The organism is Enterobacter sp. ECC-219 (assembly GCF_043966805.1).
GTDB lineage: Bacteria > Pseudomonadota > Gammaproteobacteria > Enterobacterales > Enterobacteriaceae > Enterobacter > Enterobacter cloacae_N.
In genome coordinates this window covers 1,471,244-1,496,878 of record NZ_CP143680.1, presented here as the reverse complement: position 1 = coordinate 1,496,878, position 25,635 = coordinate 1,471,244, and the positions used below count along the sequence as shown (strand labels likewise).

Annotated in this window: 22 protein-coding genes; 13 read left to right on the top strand and 9 right to left on the bottom strand. The window is 55.5% G+C overall.

Annotated elements, in window-relative coordinates; translation table 11 throughout:
• The first annotated feature begins 48 nt into the window (after positions 1–48).
• Together V1603_RS07000 and V1603_RS06995 are read left to right on the top strand one after the other, a co-directional pair.
• Positions 49–1,572, top strand: coding sequence for a DUF3300 domain-containing protein (locus V1603_RS07000; protein WP_395313687.1), 1,524 nt, complete (start codon positions 49–51; stop codon positions 1,570–1,572).
• A gap of 10 nt (positions 1,573–1,582) precedes the next feature.
• A complete protein-coding gene (locus V1603_RS06995; RefSeq protein WP_395313686.1) occupies positions 1,583–2,374 on the top strand; it encodes a DUF2950 family protein in 792 nt (263 codons plus the stop codon).
• 53 nt (positions 2,375–2,427) lie between these two features.
• Here V1603_RS06995 and lpdA read toward each other — a convergent pair whose 3' ends face one another.
• The 4 genes from lpdA to pdhR all read right to left on the bottom strand — a co-directional run bounded on the left by lpdA (position 2,428) and on the right by pdhR (position 9,489).
• A complete protein-coding gene (gene lpdA, locus V1603_RS06990; protein ID WP_023332094.1) occupies positions 2,428–3,852 on the bottom strand; it encodes a dihydrolipoyl dehydrogenase in 1,425 nt (474 codons plus the stop codon).
• Positions 3,853–4,027: 175 nt separating this feature from the next.
• Positions 4,028–5,923, bottom strand: coding sequence for a pyruvate dehydrogenase complex dihydrolipoyllysine-residue acetyltransferase (aceF, locus tag V1603_RS06985; protein WP_116342540.1), 1,896 nt, complete (start codon positions 5,921–5,923; stop codon positions 4,028–4,030).
• A gap of 14 nt (positions 5,924–5,937) precedes the next feature.
• On the bottom strand, positions 5,938–8,601 hold the full coding sequence (gene aceE, locus V1603_RS06980; protein ID WP_028015529.1) for a pyruvate dehydrogenase (acetyl-transferring), homodimeric type: 2,664 nt from the start codon (positions 8,599–8,601) through the stop codon (positions 5,938–5,940).
• A 123-nt stretch (positions 8,602–8,724) separates the two neighbouring features.
• Complete coding sequence (pdhR, locus tag V1603_RS06975; protein ID WP_014882565.1) at positions 8,725–9,489, bottom strand: pyruvate dehydrogenase complex transcriptional repressor PdhR; 765 nt, start codon at positions 9,487–9,489, stop codon at positions 8,725–8,727.
• 263 nt (positions 9,490–9,752) lie between these two features.
• Here pdhR and V1603_RS06970 point away from each other — a divergent pair, with 263 nt between their 5' ends.
• From V1603_RS06970 to V1603_RS06955, 4 genes are all read left to right on the top strand, one after another.
• Positions 9,753–9,980 carry a hypothetical protein gene (locus V1603_RS06970; protein ID WP_116342538.1) on the top strand — a complete coding sequence of 76 codons (228 nt, stop codon included), beginning with the start codon at positions 9,753–9,755 and terminating at the stop codon, positions 9,978–9,980.
• Positions 9,981–10,026: 46 nt separating this feature from the next.
• The gene (gene aroP, locus V1603_RS06965; RefSeq protein ID WP_028015528.1) at positions 10,027–11,397 is read left to right on the top strand and encodes an aromatic amino acid transporter AroP; all 1,371 of its coding nucleotides are present in this window, start codon (positions 10,027–10,029) and stop codon (positions 11,395–11,397) included.
• 165 nt (positions 11,398–11,562) lie between these two features.
• A complete protein-coding gene (locus tag V1603_RS06960) occupies positions 11,563–12,960 on the top strand; it encodes a glycoside-pentoside-hexuronide (GPH):cation symporter (protein ID WP_395313685.1) in 1,398 nt (465 codons plus the stop codon).
• 10 nt (positions 12,961–12,970) lie between these two features.
• Positions 12,971–13,921 (top strand): family 43 glycosylhydrolase, encoded by a 951-nt coding sequence (locus V1603_RS06955; protein ID WP_395313684.1) that lies wholly within the window; start codon positions 12,971–12,973, stop codon positions 13,919–13,921.
• Between the two features lie 18 nt (positions 13,922–13,939).
• On the opposite strand, the gene ampE is transcribed toward V1603_RS06955, so the two are convergent.
• Together ampE and ampD are read right to left on the bottom strand one after the other, a co-directional pair.
• Positions 13,940–14,794, bottom strand: coding sequence for a beta-lactamase regulator AmpE (gene ampE, locus V1603_RS06950; RefSeq protein WP_116342532.1), 855 nt, complete (start codon positions 14,792–14,794; stop codon positions 13,940–13,942).
• A 9-nt stretch (positions 14,795–14,803) separates the two neighbouring features.
• Positions 14,804–15,355, bottom strand: coding sequence for a 1,6-anhydro-N-acetylmuramyl-L-alanine amidase AmpD (ampD, locus tag V1603_RS06945; protein WP_395313683.1), 552 nt, complete (start codon positions 15,353–15,355; stop codon positions 14,804–14,806).
• Between the two features lie 87 nt (positions 15,356–15,442).
• Between ampD and nadC the strand changes: the two genes are divergently transcribed.
• The 4 genes from nadC (at position 15,443) to hofC (ending at position 19,515) form a co-directional block, all read left to right on the top strand.
• The gene (gene nadC, locus V1603_RS06940) at positions 15,443–16,336 is read left to right on the top strand and encodes a carboxylating nicotinate-nucleotide diphosphorylase (protein ID WP_395313682.1); all 894 of its coding nucleotides are present in this window, start codon (positions 15,443–15,445) and stop codon (positions 16,334–16,336) included.
• A 174-nt stretch (positions 16,337–16,510) separates the two neighbouring features.
• On the top strand, positions 16,511–16,948 hold the full coding sequence (gene ppdD / locus V1603_RS06935; protein ID WP_395313681.1) for a prepilin peptidase-dependent pilin: 438 nt from the start codon (positions 16,511–16,513) through the stop codon (positions 16,946–16,948).
• 10 nt (positions 16,949–16,958) lie between these two features.
• Positions 16,959–18,341, top strand: coding sequence for a type II secretion system protein GspE (gspE, locus tag V1603_RS06930; protein ID WP_395313680.1), 1,383 nt, complete (start codon positions 16,959–16,961; stop codon positions 18,339–18,341).
• The gene (hofC, locus tag V1603_RS06925; RefSeq protein ID WP_192982002.1) at positions 18,331–19,515 is read left to right on the top strand and encodes a protein transport protein HofC; all 1,185 of its coding nucleotides are present in this window, start codon (positions 18,331–18,333) and stop codon (positions 19,513–19,515) included. Before gspE ends, hofC begins: the two co-directional genes overlap by 11 nt.
• Before the next feature lie 41 nt (positions 19,516–19,556).
• Here hofC and V1603_RS06920 read toward each other — a convergent pair whose 3' ends face one another.
• Complete coding sequence (locus tag V1603_RS06920; protein ID WP_163330321.1) at positions 19,557–20,600, bottom strand: GMP reductase; 1,044 nt, start codon at positions 20,598–20,600, stop codon at positions 19,557–19,559.
• Between the two features lie 228 nt (positions 20,601–20,828).
• On the opposite strand from V1603_RS06920, the gene coaE reads away from it, so the two are divergent.
• The 3 genes from coaE to yacG are packed head-to-tail and all read left to right on the top strand — an operon-like array spanning position 20,829 to position 22,396.
• Positions 20,829–21,449 (top strand): dephospho-CoA kinase, encoded by a 621-nt coding sequence (gene coaE, locus V1603_RS06915; RefSeq protein WP_395313679.1) that lies wholly within the window; start codon positions 20,829–20,831, stop codon positions 21,447–21,449.
• Positions 21,449–22,192 (top strand): cell division protein ZapD, encoded by a 744-nt coding sequence (zapD, locus tag V1603_RS06910; protein ID WP_028015517.1) that lies wholly within the window; start codon positions 21,449–21,451, stop codon positions 22,190–22,192. Before coaE ends, zapD begins: the two co-directional genes overlap by 1 nt.
• A 9-nt stretch (positions 22,193–22,201) precedes the next feature.
• Positions 22,202–22,396 carry a DNA gyrase inhibitor YacG gene (yacG, locus tag V1603_RS06905; protein ID WP_028015516.1) on the top strand — a complete coding sequence of 65 codons (195 nt, stop codon included), beginning with the start codon at positions 22,202–22,204 and terminating at the stop codon, positions 22,394–22,396.
• 34 nt (positions 22,397–22,430) lie between these two features.
• On the opposite strand, the gene mutT is transcribed toward yacG, so the two are convergent.
• Together mutT and secA are read right to left on the bottom strand one after the other, a co-directional pair.
• The gene (gene mutT, locus V1603_RS06900) at positions 22,431–22,823 is read right to left on the bottom strand and encodes an 8-oxo-dGTP diphosphatase MutT (RefSeq protein ID WP_116342516.1); all 393 of its coding nucleotides are present in this window, start codon (positions 22,821–22,823) and stop codon (positions 22,431–22,433) included.
• 56 nt (positions 22,824–22,879) lie between these two features.
• On the bottom strand, positions 22,880–25,585 hold the full coding sequence (gene secA, locus V1603_RS06895) for a preprotein translocase subunit SecA (RefSeq protein ID WP_116342514.1): 2,706 nt from the start codon (positions 25,583–25,585) through the stop codon (positions 22,880–22,882).
• Between the last annotated feature and the right edge of the window lie 50 nt (positions 25,586–25,635).

The window sequence follows — 25,635 nt, the reverse complement described above, 5'->3', positions numbered from 1 at the left end:
CAACCGTAACGCCTCACGGCACAGCGCTTGTCTCATCGGAGTCATTTTATGAAGTTGCCTTTTAAGCCTCACCTGCTCGTCCTTCTGTGCAGTGCCGGGCTGTTTGCCGCCTCGGGCGTGATGTTTGTCAAAGGCCGCGCAACGGAGCCCGCTGCGCCTGCCCCCGTCGCACAACAGCCAGCTGCACCGGCGCCTGCCGCAGCCCAGCCTGCTCCGGTTGTCGCGCCAACCTACACTGCCGCGCAAATCGACCAGTGGGTTGCCCCCATTGCGCTCTATCCGGATGCCCTGCTGTCGCAGATTTTAATGGCGTCAACCTATCCGTCTAACGTTATCCAGGCGGCGCAGTGGTCAAAGGACAATCCTAAAATGCAGGGTGATGCCGCCATTCAGGCGGTGGCCAATCAGCCGTGGGATCCCAGCGTGAAATCGCTGGTCGCGTTTCCTCAGTTGATGTCGCTGATGGGTGAAAATCCGCCGTGGGTACAAAATCTGGGGGATGCGTTTCTCGCGCAACCGAAAGACGTGATGGATTCGGTGCAACGGTTGCGCCTGCTGGCGCAACAAACGGGTGCGCTGCAATCCACGCCGCAGCAGACGGTCACCACCGTCACGAAGCCCGCACCGGCAAAAACAACATCAACAACGGCAACGGAAACAACCAGCAATCCGACGGTCATTAAAATTGAATCCGCCGATCCGCAGGTGGTTTACGTTCCCACCTATAACCCGAATACGGTTTACGGTACATGGCCCAACACCACTTACCCGCCGGTGTATCTCCCGCCCTCCCCCGGCGAGCAATTCACCGACAGCCTGGTCAAAGGTTTGGGTTTCAGTCTCGGGGTCGCAACAACCTACGCCATCTTCAGCAATATCGACTGGGATGATGACGATGACTGGGATCATCACCACGACGACTGGGATAATCACGGCGGCTATAGCCACAACGGTGATAACAACATCAATATTAACGTTGATAATTTCAACAGAATCAGCGGGCAGCATCTCACCGATATCAACCGCACATGGCAGCACAATCCGGCCTATCGTGAGGGCGTTCCCTACCCGAATAATCAGTTGGCTAACCGTTTCCACTCCACCAATACAGCCACAGGGCTAAGCGCAACGCAGCAAAAGCCGGTTAATCGCGACAGCCAGCGCCAGACCGCGCTCAGCCAGATGGAAAAATCAACGGGAAAAACCTTCCCGCACACCGGCACGCGGGATGCTCAGCGTCTGGTCTCGACGCAGCAGCTAGCGCAGATTTCGCAGCGCAATAACTATCGTGGGTATGACGCCAGGCCGCAGACCGTAAAACGCGCGAGTACACCACAGCGTGAAAATCACCAGACTGCCGTGCACAGACAGGAGAAGCGGGCTTCACAGACGGTACAGCAGCCAGCCAGGCTGCATCGCGCCAATGCCCTGAGCGGCAACGACAGCCGCTCCGCCAACTGGCAGGCGCAGCAGCAGCGAGGTGCACAGAGTCGGCAGCTCGCTGCTCGCCAACAGCAATCGCGCCAGGTTTCTGGCGAACGTGTAGAACGCCGTGAATTCCGTCATCGTTAAGGGAGCCGACATGAAAAGTAAATTACTCAGTGGAATAGTATTGTTCATGGCCTCGGCGACCGTTATGGCGCAGCAATCCTTCAGTTCGCCAGAACAGGCAACCAATGCGCTGGCAAGCGCCATCAGCGAGCAAAACGAAAGTGCGATGAACAATCTGCTCGGCGAAAACTGGCGCGATTTTCTGCCACCTGAAGGCGTTGATCCGGATGCGGTCGAACGCTTCCTGCGCGACTGGAACGTCCGTCATAACACCGTTGTCGAAGGGGATACGGCGCATCTTGTGGTCGGAAACAGCGGCTGGCAGCTTCCCATCCCGGTGATCAAAACCGCCTCCGGCTGGCAGTTTGACATCAAAGAAGGGGCCGAGGAGATCCTGACCCGCGAAATTGGGCGTAACGAGCTCGCCGCCATCGAAGCCCTGCATGCCTACGTAGATGCCCAGCAGAGCTATTTTGCGATGAACCAGAAATACGCGCAGAAGATTGTCAGCTCTGAAGGGAAAAAGGACGGTCTGTACTGGCCCGTCTCGCCCGGAGAAACGCCGAGCCCGCTTGGCCCGGCGTTCAGTCCGAAAGAGCCGGGGGCGGGTTACCACGGCTATCGCTTCCGCATCCTGCCGGATAATCACGGTTTTGCGATGGTGGCCTGGCCGGTCAGCTATGGTCAGACGGGCGTAATGAGCTTTGTGATTAACCAGGACGACAAGGTGTACCAGTCCGATCTCGGCAGTGATTCAGCGCAGAAAGCCCGTGCGCTAGCCGCCTACAGCCCTGATAAAACCTGGCAGCCGGTGGCACCCTAAACACAGCGCATAAAAAAAGCGGCCATTGGCCGCTTTTTTTCATCTGAAGAAACTTATTTCTTCTTCGCTTTCGCGTTTGGCAGGTCGGTGATGCTGCCTTCAAACACTTCAGCCGCCAGGCCCACGGACTCGTGCAGAGTTGGGTGAGCGTGGATGGTCAGCGCGATGTCTTCCGCATCACAGCCCATTTCGATAGCCAGACCGATTTCACCCAGCAGCTCGCCGCCGTTGGTGCCGACAATCGCACCACCGATCACGCGGTGAGTCTCTTTGTCGAAGATCAGTTTGGTCATACCGTCAGCACAGTCAGACGCGATAGCACGGCCAGAAGCAGCCCACGGGAAGGTGGCGGTTTCGTAGCTGATGCCTTTCTCTTTCGCTTCTTTCTCGGTCAGACCGACCCATGCAACTTCTGGCTCGGTGTATGCGATAGATGGGATGACTTTCGGATCGAAGTAGTGCTTCATGCCGGCGATAACTTCAGCGGCAACGTGACCTTCGTGAACACCTTTGTGCGCCAGCATTGGCTGACCGACGATATCGCCGATAGCAAAGATGTGCGGCACGTTAGTGCGCAGCTGCTTGTCAACGCGGATGAAGCCACGGTCGTCCACTTCCACGCCAGCTTTGCCCGCGTCGAGGTTTTTACCGTTCGGCACACGACCGATAGCCACCAGCACGGCGTCGTAACGCTGTGGTTCGGATGGGGCTTTTTTGCCTTCCATGGAAACGTAAATACCGTCTTCTTTCGCTTCAACGGCAGTCACTTTGGTTTCCAGCATCAGGTTGAATTTCTTGCTGATGCGTTTGGTGAAGACTTTAACGATGTCTTTGTCGGCAGCCGGAATAACCTGGTCGAACATTTCAACCACGTCAATGTCTGAACCCAGCGCATGGTACACGGTACCCATTTCCAGACCGATGATACCGCCGCCCATGACCAGCAGGCGCTTAGGAACGGTTTTCAGCTCCAGAGCATCGGTGGAATCCCACACGCGTGGATCTTCATGCGGAATGAATGGCAGTTCAATTGGGCGAGAGCCTGCCGCGATGATCGCGTTGTCGAAGTTGATCACGGTTTTGCCGTTTTCGCCTTCAACTTCCAGGGTGTTCGCACCGGTGAATTTACCCAGACCGTTTACCACTTTCACCTTACGGCCTTTGGCCATACCCGCCAGACCGCCGGTCAGCTGAGTGATAACTTTCTCTTTCCAGGTACGAATTTTGTCGATATCGGTTTTCGGCTCGCCGAAGACGATACCGTGTTCAGCCAGCGCTTTGGCTTCTTCGATAACTTTCGCTACGTGCAGCAGCGCTTTAGAAGGGATACAGCCGACGTTCAGACAAACACCGCCGAGGGTGCTGTAACGTTCTACGATGACGGTTTCCAGACCTAAATCCGCTGCGCGGAATGCTGCGGAGTAACCTGCTGGGCCTGCCCCAAGTACTACGACCTGAGTTTTGATTTCTGTGCTCATCATGACCTCTTAATTTATACCCGTCGTCCACCGGGTCGTTCTATCCGCCCGTATTTTACAAAATTGTTAACAATTTTGAAACAACAAACGGCTCACGAATTATCGCTTTCACCCATAACCTCATAAACCCCATGAGGTTATCAGAAAAAAGCCGGCCGAGCGGCCGGCTTTTCGATTACATCACCAGGCGGCGAATGTCGCTCAGGGTGTTGTTGATGATGGTGATGAAACGCGCACCATCAGCACCGTCGATCACGCGGTGGTCGAAGGACAGAGAGATTGGCATCATCAGACGCGGCACGAACTCTTTGCCGTTCCACACCGGCTCCATCGCGGACTTGGACACACCGAGGATAGCCACTTCCGGCGCGTTAACAATCGGCGCGAAGTGGGTGGTACCCAGGCCGCCGATGCTGGAGATAGTGAAGCAGCCGCCCTGCATTTCGCCGGCAGTCAGCTTACCATCACGCGCTTTTTTGGAGATGGTGGTCAGTTCACGGGACAGCTCAGTAATGCTCTTCTTGTTCACGTCTTTGAAGACCGGAACAACCAGACCATTTGGCGTATCAACCGCAACACCGATGTTGATGTATTTCTTCAGCGTCAGCTTCTGACCGTCTTCGGACAGGGAGCTGTTGAAGCGTGGCATCTGCTCAAGGGCAGCGGCAACGGCTTTCATGATGAAGACCACTGGGGTGAATTTCACGTCCAGCTTACGCTTCTCAGCTTCGGCGTTCTGCTGTTTACGGAACGCTTCCAGATCGGTGATATCGGTTTTGTCGAAGTGCGTAACGTGCGGGATCATCACCCAGTTACGGCTCAGGTTCGCACCAGAGATTTTCTGAATGCGGCCCAGCTCCACTTCTTCGATTTCGCCGAACTTGCTGAAGTCCACTTTCGGCCATGGCAGCATGCCCGGGATACCGCCGCCAGCGGCTGCAGCTGGTGCAGCTTCGGCGCGTTTCACCGCGTCTTTCACGTAGGTCTGCACGTCTTCGCGCAGGATACGACCCTTACGGCCGGTTCCTTTCACTTTCGCCAGGTTCACGCCGAACTCGCGCGCCAGGCGACGAATCAGCGGGGTAGCGTGGACGTACGCGTCGTTTTCAGCGAACTCAGATTTTTCTGCTTTAGCAGCAGGCGCAGCAGCGGGTTTAGCAGCCTGAGCCGGTGCAGCAGCCGGTGCTGGAGCAGCCGCGGCAGCTGGAGCGGCGGCAGGCGCAGCGCCTTCCACTTCGAAGACCATGATCAGAGAGCCGGTAGACACTTTGTCGCCGGTGCTGATTTTGATCTCTTTAACGGTACCGGCGAACGGCGCAGGGACTTCCATAGAAGCCTTGTCGCCTTCAACGGTGATCAGTGACTGTTCAGCGGCAACTTTGTCGCCCACTTTTACCATCACTTCGGTCACTTCAACTTCGTCACCGCCGATGTCCGGTACGTTAACGTCTTTCGCGCCGCCAGCAGCCGCTGGTGCAGCAGCCGGAGCCGGAGCAGCGGCCTGTGCAGGCGCGGCGGCAGGTGCAGCACCCGCCACTTCGAAGACCATAATCAGGGAGCCGGTAGACACTTTATCACCGGTGTTGATCTTGATCTCTTTAACGGTACCGGCGAACGGCGCTGGCACTTCCATAGAGGCTTTGTCGCCTTCTACGGTGATCAGTGACTGCTCGGCCGCAACGGTGTCGCCCACTTTCACCAGGATTTCAGTGACTTCAACTTCGTCGCCGCCGATGTCAGGCACATTGACTTCTTTCGCGCTCGCGGCAGCTGCTGGAGCAGCTGCGGCCGGAGCGGCTTTCTTCTCTTCCTGCGCAGGTGCAGCAGCTGCTGCACCGTCGGCGGAATCGAAAATCATGATCAGTTTGCCGGTCTCGGTTTTATCGCCAACAGAGACTTTGATCTCTTTAACGATGCCAGCCTGAGGAGACGGGACTTCCATAGAGGCTTTGTCGCCTTCTACGGTGATCAGCGACTGTTCAGCTTCAACTTTGTCGCCAACTTTGACCAGGATCTCGGTGATTTCAACTTCATCAGCCCCGATGTCCGGTACATTGATTTCGATAGCCATTATTCTTTTACCTCTTACGCCAGACGCGGGTTAACTTTTTCTGCATCGATGTTGAATTTGGTAATTGCGTCCGCAACCACTTTCTTATCGATTTCGCCACGTTTAGCCAGTTCGCCCAGTGCTGCTACAACCACGTAAGAAGCATCAACTTCGAAGTGGTGACGCAGGTTTTCGCGGCTGTCAGAACGACCGAAGCCGTCAGTACCCAGTACGCGATAATCATCAGCCGGAACGTAAGTACGAACCTGCTCAGCGAACAGTTTCATGTAGTCAGTAGATGCCACCGCTGGCGCGTCGTTCATCACCTGAGCGATGTACGGAACGCGTGGGGTTTCCATTGGGTGCAGCATGTTCCAGCGCTCACAATCCTGGCCATCACGCGCCAGTTCAGTGAAGGAAGTTACAGAGTACACGTCGGAACCCACGCCGTAGTCTTTCGCCAGGATCTGCGCTGCTTCACGCACGTGACGCAGGATAGAGCCGGAGCCCAGCAGCTGAACTTTACCTTTGCTACCTTCGATGGTTTCGAGTTTGTAGATACCTTTACGGATACCTTCCTCGGCACCTGCTGGCATTGCCGGCATGTGGTAGTTTTCGTTCAGGGTGGTGATGTAGTAGTAAATGTTCTCTTGCGCTTCACCGTACATGCGCTGCAGACCGTCATGCATGATGACTGCCACTTCGTACGCGTAAGACGGATCGTAAGAGATACAGTTAGGGATAGTCAGAGACTGAATGTGGCTGTGGCCATCTTCGTGCTGCAGACCTTCACCGTTCAGGGTCGTACGACCGGAAGTACCACCGATCAGGAAGCCGCGAGCCTGCTGGTCGCCTGCCTGCCAGCACAGGTCACCGATACGCTGGAACCCGAACATGGAGTAGTAAATGTAGAACGGGATCATCGGCAGGTTGTTGGTGCTGTAAGAGGTCGCAGCAGCCAGCCAGGATGCGCCTGCGCCCAGCTCGTTGATACCTTCCTGCAGGATCTGACCTTTCTCGTCTTCTTTGTAGTAAGCAACCTGCTCACGGTCCTGCGGGGTGTACTGCTGGCCGTTCGGGCTGTAGATACCGATCTGACGGAACAGACCTTCCATACCGAAAGTACGCGCTTCGTCGGCGATGATTGGAACCAGACGATCTTTGATCGACTTGTTCTTCAGCATCACGTTCAGGGCACGAACGAAAGCGATGGTGGTAGAGATCTCTTTGTTCTGCTCTTCCAGCAGCTGAGAGAAGTCTTCCAGCGCCGGCAGTTCCAGCTTCTCGGTGAAGTTAGGCTGACGAGCAGGCAGGTAGCCTTTCAGCGCCTGACGACGTTCATGCAGGTACTTGTGCTCTTCTGAACCTTCCGGGAAGGTGATGTAAGACAGGTTTTCTACCTGCTCATCGGTCACTGGAACGTTGAAACGGTCGCGGATGTAACGCACGCCGTCCATGTTCATTTTCTTAACCTGGTGAGCGATGTTTTTACCTTCTGCGGTATCACCCATGCCGTAACCTTTAATGGTGTGGGCCAGGATTACAGTCGCTTTACCTTTGGTTTCGCGCGCTTTTTTCAGTGCAGCGTAGATTTTCTTCGGATCGTGACCACCGCGGTTCAGCGCCCAGATCTGCTCATCAGTCCAGTCTGCAACCAGGGCTGCGGTTTCTGGATATTTGCCGAAGAAGTGCTCACGCACGTAGGCACCGTCTTTGGATTTGAAGGTCTGGTAGTCGCCGTCAACGGTTTCGTTCATCAGCTGGATCAGTTTACCGCTGGTATCTTTACGCAGCAGTTCGTCCCAACGGGAACCCCACATTACTTTAATCACGTTCCAGCCAGCACCTGCGAAGATGCCTTCCAGTTCGTTGATGATCTTGCCGTTACCGGTTACCGGACCATCCAGACGCTGCAGGTTACAGTTGATGATGAAGCACAGGTTGTCCAGCTTCTCACGGGTCGCGATGGTGATCGCGCCTTTAGATTCTGGCTCATCCATTTCGCCGTCGCCCAGGAAGGCGTATACGGTCTGCTCGGAGGTGTCTTTCAGACCACGGTGTTCCAGATACTTCAGGAATTTCGCCTGGTAGATCGCACCGATTGGGCCCAGACCCATTGATACGGTTGGGAACTGCCAGAATTCAGGCATCAGTTTAGGGTGCGGGTAAGAAGACAGACCTTTACCGTGAACTTCCTGACGGAAGTTGTTCATCTGCTCTTCGGTCAGACGACCTTCCAGGAATGCACGTGCATAGATGCCCGGAGAGATGTGGCCCTGGAAGTACACCAGATCGCCGCCGTCTTTCTCGTTCGCTGCACGGAAGAAGTGGTTGAAGCACACTTCGTAAACGGTCGCAGAAGACTGGAAGGACGCCATGTGGCCACCCAGCTCCAGGTCTTTCTTGGATGCGCGCAGAACGGTCATGATGGCGTTCCAGCGGATTGCAGAACGGATACGACGTTCCAGATCCAGATTGCCCGGGTATTCCGGTTCGTCTTCAACGGCAATCGTGTTTACGTAGTTGCTAGCCCCTGCACCTGAAGCAACCTTCACGCCGCCTTTGCGGGCTTCAGAAAGCAGCTGATCAATCAGATACTGAGCGCGCTCAACACCTTCTTCACGGATGACCGATTCGATCGCCTGTAGCCAGTCGCGAGTTTCGATCGGATCCACGTCATTTTGGAGACGTTCTGACATGGGGGTATTCCTTATCTATCTAATACGTTGATTTGTCTGGAACCTGTCCCATTGTATTTTCGTCAGAAAACACAATAAGACAGGTTCTGCGTTTAGTTGCCGCGCTCTAAAAGTACCTGGCGCTTAATCCTTTCGTTGCTGTATGCGGCGTAATGAACGTTCGCGACGCGATTGTTCACGGCTGCGGTCCAGCAAGATTTCCTCAATGAAAGCCAGGTGACGGTGCGACGCTTCGCGCGCCTGCTCCGGCTCCCCGGCCATTATCGCCTCGAATATTCGGGTGCGATGGTTGCTTACCAGTGGGAGCATCTCCCGACGGGCATACAACAATTCAAAATTCTGACGAACGTTCTGGGCCAGCATCGGCTCCATGCAGCGTAGCAGATGGAGGAGCACCACGTTGTGTGCCGCTTCGGTGACGGCGATTTGATACTGGACGACGGCGCTGGACTCGGCGTCTAAATCGCCGGACTGCTGTGCCCGTTCAATGGCCTGATGCAGTTCGCGGATACGCACGCGATCTTCATCAGTGCTGCGAAGGGCGGCGTAATAGGCCGCAATACCTTCCAGCGCGTGACGGGTCTCAAGCAGATCAAACTGGGATTCTGGGTGGTCAGAGAGAAGTTCTACCAGCGGATCGCTGAAGCTCTGCCACAGGCTGTTTTGCACAAAGGTTCCGCCGCCCTGGCGACGAAGCAGCAAGCCCTTTGCTTCGAGGCGTTGAATCGCCTCACGCAGAGAGGGGCGTGAAACGTCGAACTGTTTTGCCAGCTCGCGTTCTGGCGGAAGTTTCTCACCCGGGCGCAGAGTCCCTTCGAGGATTAAAAACTCCAGCTGCTGCTCAATCACATCAGATAGTTTTGGTTGGCGAATTTTGCTGTAGGCCATATTCCCTGTCTTACGCCTTTTTGCCCGGAGTCAATTGGTCTTACCAATTTCTGGTTCGTATCGCTAAAGTAACAAAGTATTCACCTTCTGTCCATATTGGTTTTGATTGAAATCAGTAAACCCTGCACATTTTAACAACCTTACAGAAATAACGTTTCAGAAATGTAACTTTGCACAAATGAGTTGATTACTCCCAAAGAGGGAGTTTTAACCATAATGAAACGAGGGTTTTTGCAATCTGAAGCGATTCAACAGGGCAAATAATGAAAATTCGTCCACTTAATAAGCATTTCTATTCTATAGGTTGGGTTAGGAAGAATAAGCGGGCCGATTTACAAATGCTTTCTTTTTATTCAAGTCGTCAGCATCCCTTCATAAAGCAGGTGCATTCGCAGGCGCTTACCACTATTCTGGCGCGTACGGAAGTCATCACCGCTTTTTTCGGTTTGTTTAACCGTAAAGAAATAAATACAGAATATGGACTTTCATAATTACACACGCTCAGCGTGAACATAACAACCACACACGAGGTTTCAAATGGAAGCTCAACAGCACGGCGATCAGCTAAAGCGCGGGCTTAAAAACCGCCATATACAGCTCATCGCACTGGGCGGTGCGATTGGTACCGGCCTGTTTCTGGGCAGCGCATCCGTTATCCAGTCAGCCGGTCCCGGCATTATTTTGGGTTACGCGATAGCCGGTTTTATTGCCTTTCTGATTATGCGCCAGCTGGGAGAAATGGTCGTTGAAGAGCCGGTAGCAGGCTCATTCAGCCATTTTGCCTATAAATACTGGGGTAGCTTCGCGGGTTTTGCCTCCGGCTGGAACTACTGGGTGCTGTACGTTCTGGTTGCAATGGCAGAACTGACCGCCGTCGGGAAGTACATTCAGTTCTGGTACCCCGAGATCCCCACCTGGGCCTCCGCAGCGGCATTCTTCGTGATTATCAACGCCATTAACCTGACCAACGTGAAAGTGTTCGGCGAGATGGAGTTCTGGTTTGCCATCATCAAAGTGATTGCCGTTGTGGCGATGATCATCTTTGGCGGCTGGCTGCTGTTCAGCGGCAACGGCGGCCCGCAGGCTACCGTGCGTAACCTCTGGGAACAGGGCGGCTTCCTGCCTCACGGCATGACCGGTCTGGTAATGATGATGGCGATCATTATGTTCTCCTTCGGCGGCCTGGAGCTGGTGGGCATCACCGCCGCAGAAGCAGACAATCCGGAGCAGAGCATTCCGAAAGCCACTAACCAGGTTATCTACCGCATCCTGATCTTCTATGTGGGCTCGCTGGCGGTGCTACTCTCCCTGTTGCCGTGGACGCGCGTGACCGCTGATACCAGCCCGTTTGTTCTCATCTTCCACGAGCTGGGCGACACCTTTGTCGCAAACGCCCTTAACATCGTGGTGCTGACCGCAGCGCTCTCCGTTTACAACAGCTGCGTATACTGCAACAGCCGCATGCTGTTCGGCCTGGCCCAGCAGGGCAACGCGCCTAAGATGCTGCTCAACGTTGATAAACGCGGCGTGCCGGTCAATACCATCATTGTTTCAGCCATCGTGACCGCGCTGTGCGTGCTGATTAACTATATGGCACCGGAATCGGCGTTTGGCCTGCTGATGGCGCTGGTGGTCTCTGCGCTGGTCATCAACTGGGCAATGATCAGCCTGGCGCACATGAAGTTCCGCCGTGCAAAACAGCAGCAGGGCGTCACCACGCGCTTCCCTGCCCTGCTGTATCCGCTGGGTAACTGGATCTGCCTGCTGTTTATGGCGGCCGTGCTGGTGATCATGCTGATCACGCCGGGTATGGCGATTTCCGTCTACCTGATCCCGGTCTGGATTGCGATCCTGGGCGTTGGCTATCTCTTTAGCCAGAAAAGCCGTAATGCCATGAAGGCGCACTAAGCCTCCCCCCGCGGCACCTTGCTTTTGCGGGTGCCGCGCGTTGTTACCTCCCTCACACTTTCACGCCCATAGCGCATTTATCCATATCACCGCCCTGATACTGCAACGCATATATTCCTTTGCCAGCAAATAATTCTCTCCATACCGTAAACCGGAGAGCTGTCGATGGATAACAACAAACTGTCAGTAAAAGAAAAGATCGGCTATGGGATGGGCGACGCGGGATGCAACATTATCTTCGGCGCCATCATGTTGTTTGTTAACTATTTCTACACGGATATTTTTGGCCTGGCGCCTGCGCTGGTCGGGGTACTGCTGCTTTCCGTCCGCGTGATTGACGCCGTAACGGACCCGATCATGGGGGCGATTGCCGACCGTACCCGCAGTAAATATGGCCGGTTTCGTCCATGGCTGCTGTGGATTGCCTTCCCCTACGCGCTGTTCAGCATCCTGATGTTCACCACCCCGGAGTGGAGCTATAACAGCAAAGTTATCTATGCGTTTGTCACCTACTTCCTGCTGTCGCTCACCTATACCGCCATCAACATCCCCTACTGCTCGCTGGGCGGGGTGATCACCAACGATCCAAAAGAGCGCGTGGCCTGCCAGTCGTATCGCTTCGTGCTGGTCGGCATCGCCACGCTGCTGCTCTCATTAACGCTGCTGCCAATGGCCGACTGGTTTGGCGGGGATAACAAAGCCAAGGGCTACCAGATGGCAATGACCGTACTGGCGCTGACAGGTACCTGTATGTTCCTGTTCTGCTTCGCCACCGTGCGCGAGCGCGTACGCCCGGCGGTACAGACCAACGACGAGCTGAAAAATGACCTGAAAGACGTGTGGAAGAACGACCAGTGGGTACGCATTCTGCTGCTGACGCTGTGCAACGTCTGCCCGGGCTTTATCCGCATGGCGGCGACCATGTATTACGTCACCTGGGTGATGGGTCAGAGCACCCACTTCGCCACCCTGTTTATCAGCCTGGGCGTTGTCGGCATGATGCTCGGCAGCGTGCTGGCAAAAGTGCTGACTGACTGCTGGTGCAAGCTGAAGGTCTTCTTCTGGACCAACATCGTGCTGGCGGTATTCTCCTGCGCCTTCTACTTCTTCGACCCGAAAGCCACCGTCACCATCGTGGTGCTCTACGTCCTGCTGAACATCCTGCACCAGATCCCGTCTCCGCTGCACTGGTCGCTGATGGCCGACGTGGACGACTACGGCGAGTGGAAGACCGGGAAGCGCATCACGGGCATCAGCTTCTCCGGCAACATCTTCTTCCTGAAATTAGGGCTGGCGATTGCCGGTGCGATGGTCGGCTTCCTGCTCTCCTGGTACGGTTATGACGCGGGCGCGAAAGCGCAAAGCGCGGACGCCATTAACGGGATCGTGCTGCTCTTTACCGTTATTCCCGGCATTGGATACTTAATTACCGCGGGCGTGGTACGTCTGCTGAAGGTGGATCGCGAAACCATGAAGCAGATTCAGGCCGATCTGGAGAAGCGCCGCACCAACTACCGCGAGCTGAACGACTATCAGGAACTTAAAGCCGCTGAGACTAAATAAGGAAAGCCGAATGCAAACCTGGCCAAATCCGTTTATCGAACAACGCGCCGACCCGTACATTTTACGCCATGAGGGGCAGTACTATTTTATTGCCTCCGTGCCGCAGTACGACAGGCTGGCGATCCGCCGCGCAGACTCGCTGGAAGGGCTACGCGACGCTGAAGAGGTGGTAGTCTGGCGCAAACCCGACACCGGCCCGATGAGCCAGCTAATCTGGGCGCCCGAACTGCACCACGTCGACGGCAAGTGGTACATCTATTTTGCCGCGACGCACACCCAGGCGCTCGACGCGCTCGGGATGTTCCAGCACCGCATGTTCGCCATTGAATGTGCTGACGGCGATCCGCTCACCGGTACGTGGACGGAAAAAGGTCAGATAAAAACGCAGTTCGACACCTTCGCCCTGGACGCCACCACCTTTGTTCATCAGGGGAAACGCTGGTATTTATGGGCGCAGAAAGCGCCGGATATCACCGGCAACTCCAATCTTTATCTGTGCGAAATGGCGAACCCGTGGACGCTGAAAGGCGAGCCGGTGATGCTCAGCAAACCGGAATACGACTGGGAATGCCGCGGTTTCTGGGTCAACGAAGGCCCTGCGGTGCTGTTCCATGACGATAAGCTGTTTATCAGCTACTCTGCCAGCGCCACCGATGAGAACTACTGCATGGGATTACTGTGGATAGATATGAACGCCGATCCGCAAAACCCGGCAAACTGGCACAAATCCCCTCGCCCGGTTTTCGTCACCAGCTTTGAGAACCGCCAGTACGGGCCAGGACACAACAGCTTTACGCAAACGCCGGAAGGGGAAGATGTACTGGTGTATCACGCGCGTAATTACACCGAAATTGAGGGCGATCCGCTGTACGATCCGAACCGTCATACCCGCCTGAAGCTTGTCCGCTGGGACGAAAACGGGATGCCTGATTTCGGCATCCCGCCTGCGGATACGCTGTAGCGTTTGCGGCGCGCTGGGTTACACCAGCGTGCCGTAAATGGTCAGCAGCGCCACAATAACGACCACCGCAAACGACGTTTTCTTCGCCATTGAAACGGCGGCTTTTGGCGTTTCAATCTTGTCGGTATGCGGCTCGCGCGCCAGTGAGAACTGAGCCAGGCGCGTTAACACCTGGTACTGCGACGTATGGCGGTCGCCAAGAGAAGCGAACCATGCGGGCAGCGCTTTTTCACCGTGGCCAATTAACGCGTACACCACGCCCACCAGACGCACCGGAAGCCAGTCGAGCACGTGCAGGATGGCATCAATGCCGGACAGCAAACGCTCATGCGGCGTCAGATAACGGGCAAGCCAGGTCTGCCAGGCGCGCAGAAACGCATAGCCCATCAGCAGTACTGGCCCCCACGGGCCGCCCACCACAAACCAGAACAGCGGTGCCAGGTAGTAGCGGAAGTTAATCCACAGCAGCGCGTTTTGCAGCTCGCGCAGGAACTCGCGCTCGTCGCAGTCCGGCGGCACGCCGTGGATCATCGTCAGCTCGCTCGCCATCGCTCCGCGCGCGTGGGCATCGTCACGGGAGGCGGCTTTCAGGTAGGCATGATAGTGCAAGCGCACCTTGCCCGCACCAATACACAGCACGCCGAGCAGGATCCACACCACCAGCAGCGGCACGTTGAAAAACAGTCCGTACAGCGAGCGCAGCAGCAGGAAGGTAATCGCCATCACACCCGCCATCATCAGCAGCGTGCGCAACATGGAAAAGTGCTTGATGCGGCGGAATAACACTTCCAGCCGGTGATCCAGTTGCCAGTGTTCGCCGAGCTTGAACAGGCGTTCAGCGATGATAACCAGCAGCATGGTAAACAACGTCATGGTATCTCCTTATTCTGACGACGCGGCAAGCATGGCGCGAAACCGTGACCAGTCAAATGCCGGGCCGGGATCGGTTTTTCTCGCCGGAGCGATATCGCTGTGCCCGGTAATATTGTCGGCGATTGCCGGGTAGAGTCCGATAAGCGTGAGGGTAATAGCAACCAGCTGCTGATACTGAGCATCGGTGTAGGGGGTCGTGTCCGTACCTTCCAGCTCGATCCCTATTGAGAAATCGTTGCACCGTTCGCGCCCGTGATACATCGACACACCGGCATGCCAGGCACGCTTATCAAAAGGAACATACTGAACCACCTCACCATCACGGCGAATCAGGCAGTGAGCCGACACGCGCAAATGCGCAATCTCAGCGAAGAAAGGATGGGCATTGGGATCTATCGTTCCCGTGAATAACGCATCGATCCACGGGCCGCCAAACTCACCCGGCGGGAGGCTAATATTATGAACCACCAGCAGTGTGGGCTTTTCATCCTCCGGGCGGCAGTCGTGGTGCGGCGAGGGCACATGCCGCGCATCCACCAGCCATCCGTTTTCTAACAACATGCTGGAACTCCTTCTGTATGGTGCAATGACTCGGTTCAGAGTAGCATGTTTCAATATTATGATTCGTTACCAATTTGGAGTTTTATCATGCCGCCTCGCCGCTACAACCCCGACCACCGACGTGAAGCGCTTCTGGAACGTATTAATATGGATATTCCGGCAAGCGTTGCCCATGCGTTGAAAGAAGACCTGGGGGGTGACGTTAACGCCGATAAAGACATTACCGCACAATTGTTGCCAAAAGAGACACGCTCGCACGCGGTCATTATCACCCGTGAGGAGGGCGTTTTTTGCGGCAAGCGTTGGGTTGAAGAGGTCTTTACTCAGCTGGCGGGCGACGATGTGCAGGTGACATGGCACGTTGAAGATGGTGATGCGGTGACCGCCAATCAGCCACTGTTCGAGCTGGACGGGCCATCCCGCGTATTGCTGACCGGCGAGCGTACCGCGCTCAATTTTGTCCAAACGCTCTCTGGCGTCGCCAGTGAAGTTCGCCGCTACGTTGAACTGCTGGCCGGCACCCGAACCCAGCTGCTGGATACCCGCAAAACGCTGCCAGGCCTGCGCACCGCCCTGAAGTATGCGGTACTGTGCGGCGGCGGCGCAAACCATCGTCTCGGTTTATCCGATGCCTTCCTGATTAAAGAGAACCACATAATTGCTTCTGGCTCCGTCCGTCAGGCGGTGGAGAAAGCCTTCTGGCTGCACCCGGATGTGCCGGTTGAGGTGGAAGTTGAAAGCCTGGAAGAGCTGGAGCAGGCGATTAAGGCCGGGGCCGATATCATCATGCTCGATAACTTCGAAACGGAGCAGATGCGCGAGGCGGTGAAACTGACCAACGGCCGGGCCCAGCTTGAAGTCTCCGGAAACGTCACTTTCGACACGATCCGTGAGTTCGCTGAAACCGGCGTGGATTACATCTCCGTCGGCGCGCTGACCAAGCACGTTCGCGCCCTCGACCTCTCAATGCGCTTCAAATAACGCGCGCTCCCCTCTCTGCCCGGAGAGGGGAATTTCAGCTCTGCTCGCAAATCCATTGTCTCTTCCTGCAACACGGAATGAATTCTCTGAAGCCTCTTTCCCGTTCCCTTATTTGCCCCTCGTTTCTGCCCTGTCCCGCTGACAAAGTAGCGCCACTTTGCATAAGGAGCAGATATGGACAGACAACAAGGATTCACGCTCATTGAGCTGATGGTGGTCATTGGCATTATTGCGATTCTGAGCGCCATCGGCGTTCCCGCCTATCAGAACTACCTGCGTAAAGCAGCCCTCACCGATATGCTGCAAACTTTCGTGCCTTACCGTACCGCCATTGAGCTTTGTGCGCTCGATCGCGGCGGCGTGGAAAGCTGCGATGCCGGCAGTAACGGTATTCCCTCTCCTGCCACGACGCGTTACGTTTCAGGAATGAGCGTGGCGAAAGGGGTCGTGGCCTTAACGGGCCAGGAAAGCCTGAACGGACTGACGGTAACCATGACGCCACAGTGGAACAACGGCAACGGTATGACGGGCTGGACGCGTGACTGCAACATCAGTGATGACAGCGCGCTTAAGCAGGCCTGCGAAGACGTCTTCCGCTTCGACACTTACTGAGGAGCGGATAATGAACACCGATCAACTCGTGGCACTTTGTCTTCGCCACCATGCGCTGCTGCTCACCAGCGACAGCGACATGATTAGCATCGCCGTCGTGGGAAACCCCGCGCCTGAACTGATGGAGGCCCTGCGCTTCGCGACCCAGAAGCGGATTGATATCGAATGCTGGAGCGCTGAACGCATGGAAAAGCACCGGCAGTTAACCGCGCAATCGCATCTGCCTGTCGTTTCACAACCCCACTCCGCGGTGGATATCCTCAACCACACGCTGCAGCAGGCAATAAACCAGCGCGCGTCTGACATCCATATCGAACCGATGGAGCACGCGTGCCAGATCCGCTTGCGTATCGACGGGGTACTTTACCCGCAGCCTCCCCTTTCCGCCGCGCTGACGACGATGCTCAGCGCCCGGTTAAAAGTGCTGGGTAATCTGGATATTGCAGAACGCCGCTTACCGCAGGACGGTCAGTTTACGATTGAGCTGACAAACGAGCCGGTCTCGTTTCGTATCTCCACGCTTCCCTGCAGCTGCGGGGAAAAAATTGTGCTGCGCCTGCTGCACCAGGTTCAGCAGGCGCTGGAACCGAACGCGCTTGGCATGAGCGCTAAACAGCTGGCCTGTTTTAATGAGGTACTCCACCAGCCTCAGGGGCTAATTCTGGTCACCGGCCCAACGGGCAGCGGCAAAACCGTAACGCTCTACAGCGCGCTGCAGGCGCGTAACACCCCTGACGTCAACATCTGCAGCGTGGAGGATCCCATTGAGATCCCGCTTGTAGGGTTAAATCAGACTCAGATTAACCCCCGCGCGGGCTTAACATTCCAGAGCGTACTTAGGGCGCTGCTCCGTCAGGATCCGGACATCATTATGGTCGGGGAAATTCGTGATGGTGAAACGGCAGAAATTGCCATCAAAGCCGCACAGACCGGACACCTGGTGCTGTCGACGCTGCACACCAACTCGACGATGGAAACCCTCATTCGTCTGGAGCAGATGGGCATTGCACGCTGGATGATCTCTTCCGCGCTCTCGATGGTGATTGCCCAGCGGCTGGTTCGACGCCTTTGCCCGCACTGCCGACAGAAAACAGGGGAGCATACGGACTTACCGCGCTCGGCCTGGACGCGGCAACTTCCTCGCTGGCAGCCCGCAGGCTGCGATCGTTGTTATCACGGTTTTTACGGCCGCGTGGCCATTTTTGAAGCGCTTGCGATCGATAATCCCCTGCGCCAGGCGATTGCCAGCGGGGCAGGCATTGAGGTGATAGAAGCCAGTGCACGGCAGGCGGGACTCATCTCGCTGTTTGAACACGGCTGCATGGCCGTCGAGCAAGGGCTCACTACGCTTGAAGAGTTAGTGCGTGTTCTGGGAATGCCCGATGGCCGCTAATCAACTCTGGCGCTGGCGAGCAATCTCCGCTGAAGGAGAACCCCGAAGCGGGGTTCTCTGGGCCACAGACCGCAGCGCGGCCTTCACCAGGCTGATGCGTAACGACCTCCATCCTCTGGCCCTGACCCGATGCGCTCAAAGACACCGCTGGCGTCCACATCACTGCTACGAGATGTTTCGTCAGCTCGCAACGCTTCTGCAGGCCGGCCTGACGCTCGCACATAGTCTGCAAATGCTGGCAGACCAGCATCCAGTAGAACCGTGGCGGGGGCTACTGCAAAGCGTTGCCGATGAACTCAGCGAAGGGCGTCCTTTTTCTGAGGCGCTTAAACGGTGGCCAGCAGTCTTTAGCCCACTGCATATCTCAATGGTGAAAACCGGAGAGCTAACAGGGAAGCTTGAAGCGTGCTGCCGGGAGCTTGCAGAGCAGCAAAAAGCGCAGCAGCAACTCAACGCGAAAGTGAAAAAAGCGCTGCGCTACCCGGCGATCGTCCTGACGCTGGCGGTGCTCGTCGTGCTGGCAATGGTCACCCTGGTTTTGCCCGAGTTTGCCGCGATTTACAAAACGTTTAACACCCCGCTTCCGGCACTGACGCGAATAGTGATGGGGATAGCCGCGTTTATGCAGTCATATGCCCTCGTGCTGTTCGCGATGCTACTTGTTCCCGTAACCGCTGCCTGGGCTCTGCGTCACCATCCTCGCTGGCAGCGTATTCTGCTGAGTTTTCCCGTAATGGGAGCGCTGGCGAAAGGGCAAAAGCTGGGGCAGATCTTCACCGTGCTGTCACTTACGCAGCAGGCGGGCATTGCCTTCTTACAGGGTCTTGAGAGCGCAGAAGAGACCGCTGAAAGCCGGTACTGGCAAGGGATACTCAGCAGCATAAGGGAGGACATCGAAAAAGGTCTCCCCGTCTGGTCTTCCTTCCAGAAAGCGGCGATGTTTACCCCGCTCTGCATCCAGCTCTTACGAACCGGCGAGATGTCAGGTTCGCTGGACGTCATGCTGGCAAACCTTGCCCGCCATCACACGGAACAGACCTTTCAACGGGCAGACAACCTGGCGGCGCTTCTGGAGCCGCTGCTGCTGGTTGTTACTGGAGTCATCATCGGCACGCTGGTGGTGGCAATGTATCTGCCGATTTTCCATCTGGGAGATGCGATGAGCGCGGGGTAGTGCAACAGCGCTGGCGCACGGGCATGCGCCAGCGAAAGCCATTACAGGCTATTGAAAACGCGGTTTTCCTGCTCCTGAACGCGAATAAACGTCGTGCGTTTCGTCAGCTCTTTCAGGCGGGATGCACCTACGTAGGTGCAGGCTGAGCGCAGGCCACCGAGAATATCGCGCGCGGTGTTTTCAACCGGACCGCGCAGTGGCAGCTTCACGGTTTTGCCTTCTGCCGCACGGTATTTAGCCACGCCACCGACGTGACGGGTCATCGCGGACTCAGAGCTCATACCGTAGAACAGCATGAATTTCTCGCCGTTCTCTTCCACTACGGTGCCGCCGCTCTCTTCGTGACCTGCCAGCATACCGCCGAGCATCACGAAGTCCGCGCCGCCGCCAAAGGCCTTTGCGACATCGCCCGGCATGGTGCAACCGCCGTCGCTGATAATCTGGCCGCCCAGGCCGTGCGCCGCATCGGCACATTCAATGACCGCGGAAAGCTGCGGATAACCAACTCCGGTCTTAACGCGCGTGGTGCATACGGAGCCCGGGCCAATGCCCACTTTCACGATGTCGGCACCGGAAAGGATCAGCTCTTCACACATTTCACCGGTCACCACGTTGCCCGCGATGATAGTTTTGTTCGGCCAGGCTTCGCGCGCCTTGCTGACGAACTGTACGAAGTGCTCGGAGTAACCGTTCGCCACATCAATACAAACGAAGCTAAGCGCTGGGTTGGCATTCAGGATCTGTTTGGTCTTTTCGAAATCTGCATCGGAGGTACCCGTGGAGACCATTACGTGCTTCACCACATCAGCAGAGGCGGACGCAACAAACACGTTCCACTCTTCAGGAGTGTAGTGCTTGTGGACTGCAGTAAGAATATCGAACTGAGCCAGCGCCGTTGCCATCTCAAAGGTACCGACCGTATCCATGTTGGCAGCAATGATTGGCACGCCAGACCAGGTCTGACCGGAGTGTTTAAAGGTGAATTGACGTTCGAGTTCAACGTCTGAGCGACTTTTCAGTGTAGAGCGTTTAGGGCGGATAAGAACGTCTTTGAAACCTAACTTCAGATCTTCTTCGATACGCATGTGCGGATTCCTGGGGTTAGAGGCAAATATGTTAAAAGCACAACTCCAGTGACGCTATCATACGCACTAATACCTGCTCCGCAAGACTGCGAAATTCTCTTTTTTTACGCTACAATCCTATAAATTTACCTGGTAAAAAGCGGGTAAAGAGAATCAAACAATTACTGTCGCACGTTTGTTTTTTAAGCAACTGATTTTCATAATGAATAATTCCCAGGATTTGATTTAATGGGGTATATCGTCGCAGTAACCGGCGGCATCGGTAGTGGCAAAAGTACCGTTGCGGACGCGTTTTCTCGTCTCGGCATCGCGATTATTGATGCCGATATTATTGCCCGTCAGGTGGTAGAGCCCAATACACCCGCGCTAAAGGCCATCGCAGACCATTTCGGTCAGGCAATCATCAATGCAGACGGCACGCTGAACCGCCGTCAGCTTCGCGAATATATTTTTTCTGATTCTGCGGAAAAAGCCTGGCTTAATGCCCTGCTCCACCCCATTATCCACCAGGAAACTCAGCGTCAGATAGCCGCAGCCCGCTCGCCCTATGTCCTGTGGGTGGTTCCGCTCCTGGTGGAAAATCAGCTGTATAAGAAAGCCAATCGGGTACTGGTGATTGATGTCACACCCGAAACGCAAATCCAGCGAACCATGACGCGCGATCACGTCTCGCGTGAACATGCTGAACAAATTCTTGCCGCTCAGGCCACGCGCGCTCAGCGCCTTGCCGTTGCGGATGATGTTATTGATAATAACGGCGCACCAGATGCCATTGCATCGGATGTTGCCCGTCTGCACGCGCAGTATCTGACGTTCGCCGCGCAGGCCGTTGCACAGGAAAAACCATAATGTCCACTCACATTCTTTTTGAGCACCCGCTTAATGAAAAAATGCGTACCTGGCTGCGCATTGAATTTCTTATCCAACAGCTTTCACAACATCTTCCTGTTAACGATCATGCCACGGCGTTGCACTTCTTTCGCAACGTAGGCGATCTGCTGGATGTGATTGAGCGTGGCGATGTCCGTACGGAGCTGTTGAAAGAGCTGGAGCGCCAGCAGCGTAAATTACAGGCCTGGGCCGAAGTGCCGGGCGTGGATCAAAGCCGGATTGACGCCTTACGTCAGCAATTGAAAAACAGCAGCACAACGCTGATGGCAGCGCCGCGCGTTGGGCAATATTTACGAGAAGACCGTTTGATTGCGCTGGTGCGCCAGCGCCTGAGCATACCGGGCGGTTGCTGTAGCTTTGACCTGCCAACGCTGCATATGTGGCTGCATATGCCGCAGGAACAGCGCGATCGTCAGGTAAACAGCTGGCTGGGCAGCCTGGAGCCGATGAATCAGACGTTATCGCTGATCCTCGATCTTGTACGTAACTCTGCCCCGTTCCGCAAGCAAACCAGTCTCAACGGTTTTTATCAGGACAACGGCGACGACGCCGATCTTCTGCGTCTAAATCTGTCTCTTGGCGAGCAGCTTTATCCACAAATTTCCGGGCATAAAAGCCGTTTCGCGATCCGCTTTATGCCGCTGGACAGTGAAAATGGCACCGTGCCGGAACGCCTCGATTTTGAACTGGCCTGTTGTTAAGGAGTGCCAATGTCTGACGTCACCACCGTAAACTGCCCAACCTGTGGCAAAACCGTTGTCTGGGGCGAAGTGAGTCCATTTCGCCCATTCTGCTGCAAGCGCTGTCAGCTCATTGACCTGGGCGAATGGGCGGCGGAAGAGAAACGTATTCCGAGCGAAGGGGACCTCTCGGATAGCGATGACTGGAGCGAAAGCCAGCAGTAACGTTCAAAGCCTGCTGGCGCTTCGTCCGGCAGGCCTACATATTTGCCGCTAAGCGGCGGATCACAGGCTCATTGGCTGGCGGGAATTTATCGGCATCACTGGCCTGAAGTTCCACCCAGTTACCCGGCTGTCCTTCTTTTCCCCATGGGTCACCTTCCCAGCTTTCCACCAGCCAGAACCACAGCGTGATGTGCCTGTCGGGAAACTGGTATTCCAGCTTATCAAACAGCGTGGCGCCAAGCGGGGTAATCCCCACCTCTTCCTGCAGCTCACGCACCAGCGCCTCTTCCGGCGTTTCTCCTGATTCGATTTTCCCACCAGGAAACTCCCACTTGTTCGCCATATGGGCGTCGGCAGCGCGCTGGGTGATGAAGATTTGGTTTTGCGGGTTGCGAATAATCCCGACGGCAATTTGCAGTATTTTCATAGTTTCACTTCCATAAAAAAGGCGCAGATGTCTGCGCCTTTTCTTTTTTTATGAACTTAGTTCAGACGGCCGTGGCAGGCCTTGTATTTTTTACCAGAACCACATGGGCATGGATCGTTACGACCCACTTTACGATCGCCGGTCTGCGCGGCGATCGCTGCTGCGGCTTCGCTTTCGTCGGTCTGGTGGCTCAGCTGCTGCATCTGCGCCAGACGCTCAGCTTCTTCACGACGCTGCTGCTCCATCGCTTCCACTTCTTCCGGCATACGCACCTGAACCTTACTCAGGGTGCTGATCACTTCATACTTCAGCGACTCCAGCATAGAGGCAAACATGGAGAAGGATTCACGCTTGTACTCCTGCTTCGGATCTTTCTGTGCATAGCCACGCAGGTGGATACCCTGACGCAGGTAGTCCATCGCCGCCAGGTGCTCTTTCCACAGGGAGTCCAGCGTCTGCAGCATCACGCCTTTTTCGAAGTGACGCATCATCTCAGCGCCAACCACTTCTTCCTTACGCTTGTAAACCTCCAGCGCGGTTTCAAAGATACGTTCGCGCAGGGTCTCTTCATGAAGCTCAGGCTCTTTGTCCAGCCACTCTTTGATTGGCAGATCGAGATCGAAGTCGTTTTTCAGGCGTTCCTGCAGGCCTTCAACATCCCACATCTCTTCCAGAGACTGCGGTGGAATATGCGCGTCGATGGTGGCTTTGAACACATCCTCGCGGATGCTGTTGATGGTTTCGCTCACGTCGGACACGTCCAGCAGTTCGTTACGCTGGGTGTAGATTGCACGACGCTGATCGTTGGCAACGTCATCGTATTCCAGCAGTTGCTTACGAATATCGAAGTTGCGGCTTTCCACTTTACGCTGGGCGTTAGCGATCGCTTTAGTCACCCACGGGTGCTCAATGGCTTCGCCTGGCTTCATGCCCAGCTTACGCATCATGCCGGACACGCGGTCGGAGGCGAAAATACGCATCAGCGCATCTTCCATAGACAGATAGAAGCGGGAAGAACCGGCGTCCCCCTGACGACCCGCACGGCCACGCAGCTGGTTGTCGATACGACGAGATTCGTGACGCTCGGTACCAATGATGTGCAGGCCACCGGATGCCAGCACCGCGTCGTGGCGCACCTGCCAGTCGGCTTTGATCTGCGCGATCTGCTCTGGCGTTGGGTTTTCCAGCTCTGCAACTTCAGCCTGCCAGCTACCGCCCAGCATAATATCGGTACCACGACCCGCCATGTTGGTGGCGATGGTCACGGCTGCCGGATAGCCAGCCTGAGCAACAATGTCTGCTTCTTTAGCGTGGAACTTGGCGTTCAGAACGTTGTGCTTGATGCCAGCTTTGGTCAGTTCGTTAGAAACCACTTCAGATTTCTCGATGGAGATGGTCCCCACCAGAACGGGCTGACCATTGGCAGTACGGTCACGAATATCTTCGATGATCGCCTGAATTTTTTCCGCTTCGGTCATGTACACCAGGTCCGGCATATCCTTACGGATCATCGGACGGTTGGTTGGCACAACCACGGTATCCAGCTTGTAGATGGAGCTGAATTCAAACGCTTCGGTATCTGCAGTACCGGTCATCCCTGCCAGCTTCTCGTACAGACGGAAGTAGTTCTGGAAGGTAATAGACGCCAGCGTCTGGTTTTCGTTCTGGATATCCACGCCTTCTTTCGCTTCAACGGCCTGGTGCAGACCGTCAGACCAGCGACGACCCTGCATGGTACGACCGGTGTGTTCATCGACGATAATGACTTCACCGTCTTTCACGATGTAGTCGACGTCGCGGGTGAACAGCGCGTGCGCACGCAGCGCGGCGGTCACGTGGTGCATCAGCATAATGTTGCTCGGAGAGTACAGAGACTCGCCTTCTTCCATAATACCTTCAGCCACCAGCAGCTCTTCAATTTTCACCAGACCACGTTCGGTCAGGTTCACCTGGCGCGCTTTCTCATCAACGGAGAAGTGGCCTTCACCCTGGAAGGTATCGGAGTCTTCTTTCTCCTGGCGCAGCAGGTGTGGAATGATTTTGTCGACTTTACGGTACATGTCAGAGCTGTCTTCGGCCGGGCCGGAGATGATCAGCGGGGTACGCGCCTCATCGATAAGAATGGAGTCAACCTCATCCACCAGCGCATAGTGCAGCTTGCGCTGGACGCGCTCTTCCGGGCTGAACGCCATGTTGTCACGCAGGTAGTCGAAGCCGTATTCGTTGTTGGTACCGTAGGTGATATCAGCGTTATACGCTTCACGCTTGGCGGGCGCCGGCAGGCCGGACATGTTGATGCCGACGGTCATGCCGAGGAATTCGAACAGCGGACGGTTGTTTTCGGCATCACGCTGGGCCAGATAGTCGTTGACGGTAACGACGTGAACGCCCTTCCCGGTCAGTGCATTCAGGTAAGCCGGCAGCGTTGCGGTCAGTGTTTTACCTTCACCGGTACGCATTTCCGCGATGCAGCGCTCGTTAAGCACCATACCACCCAGCAGCTGAACGTCGAAGTGACGCATGCCAAATACGCGTTTACTCGCTTCACGCACAACCGCGAAAGCTTCCGGAATAAGGCTCTCCAGGGTTTCGCCTTTTTCCAGGCGCGCGCGGAATTCCGCGGTTTTCGCCTTCAGCTCATCATCAGAGAGCTTCTCCATCGCCGGTTCCATACCGTTGATTACGTTTACAGCTTTGCGCATACGGCGCAGGGTACGATCGTTACGACTACCGAAAACTTTGGTTAATAATTTGATTAGCATAATAAATTCTCAAACGCCCCAGACGGGCAGATAAATTAAGGTATTGAAAA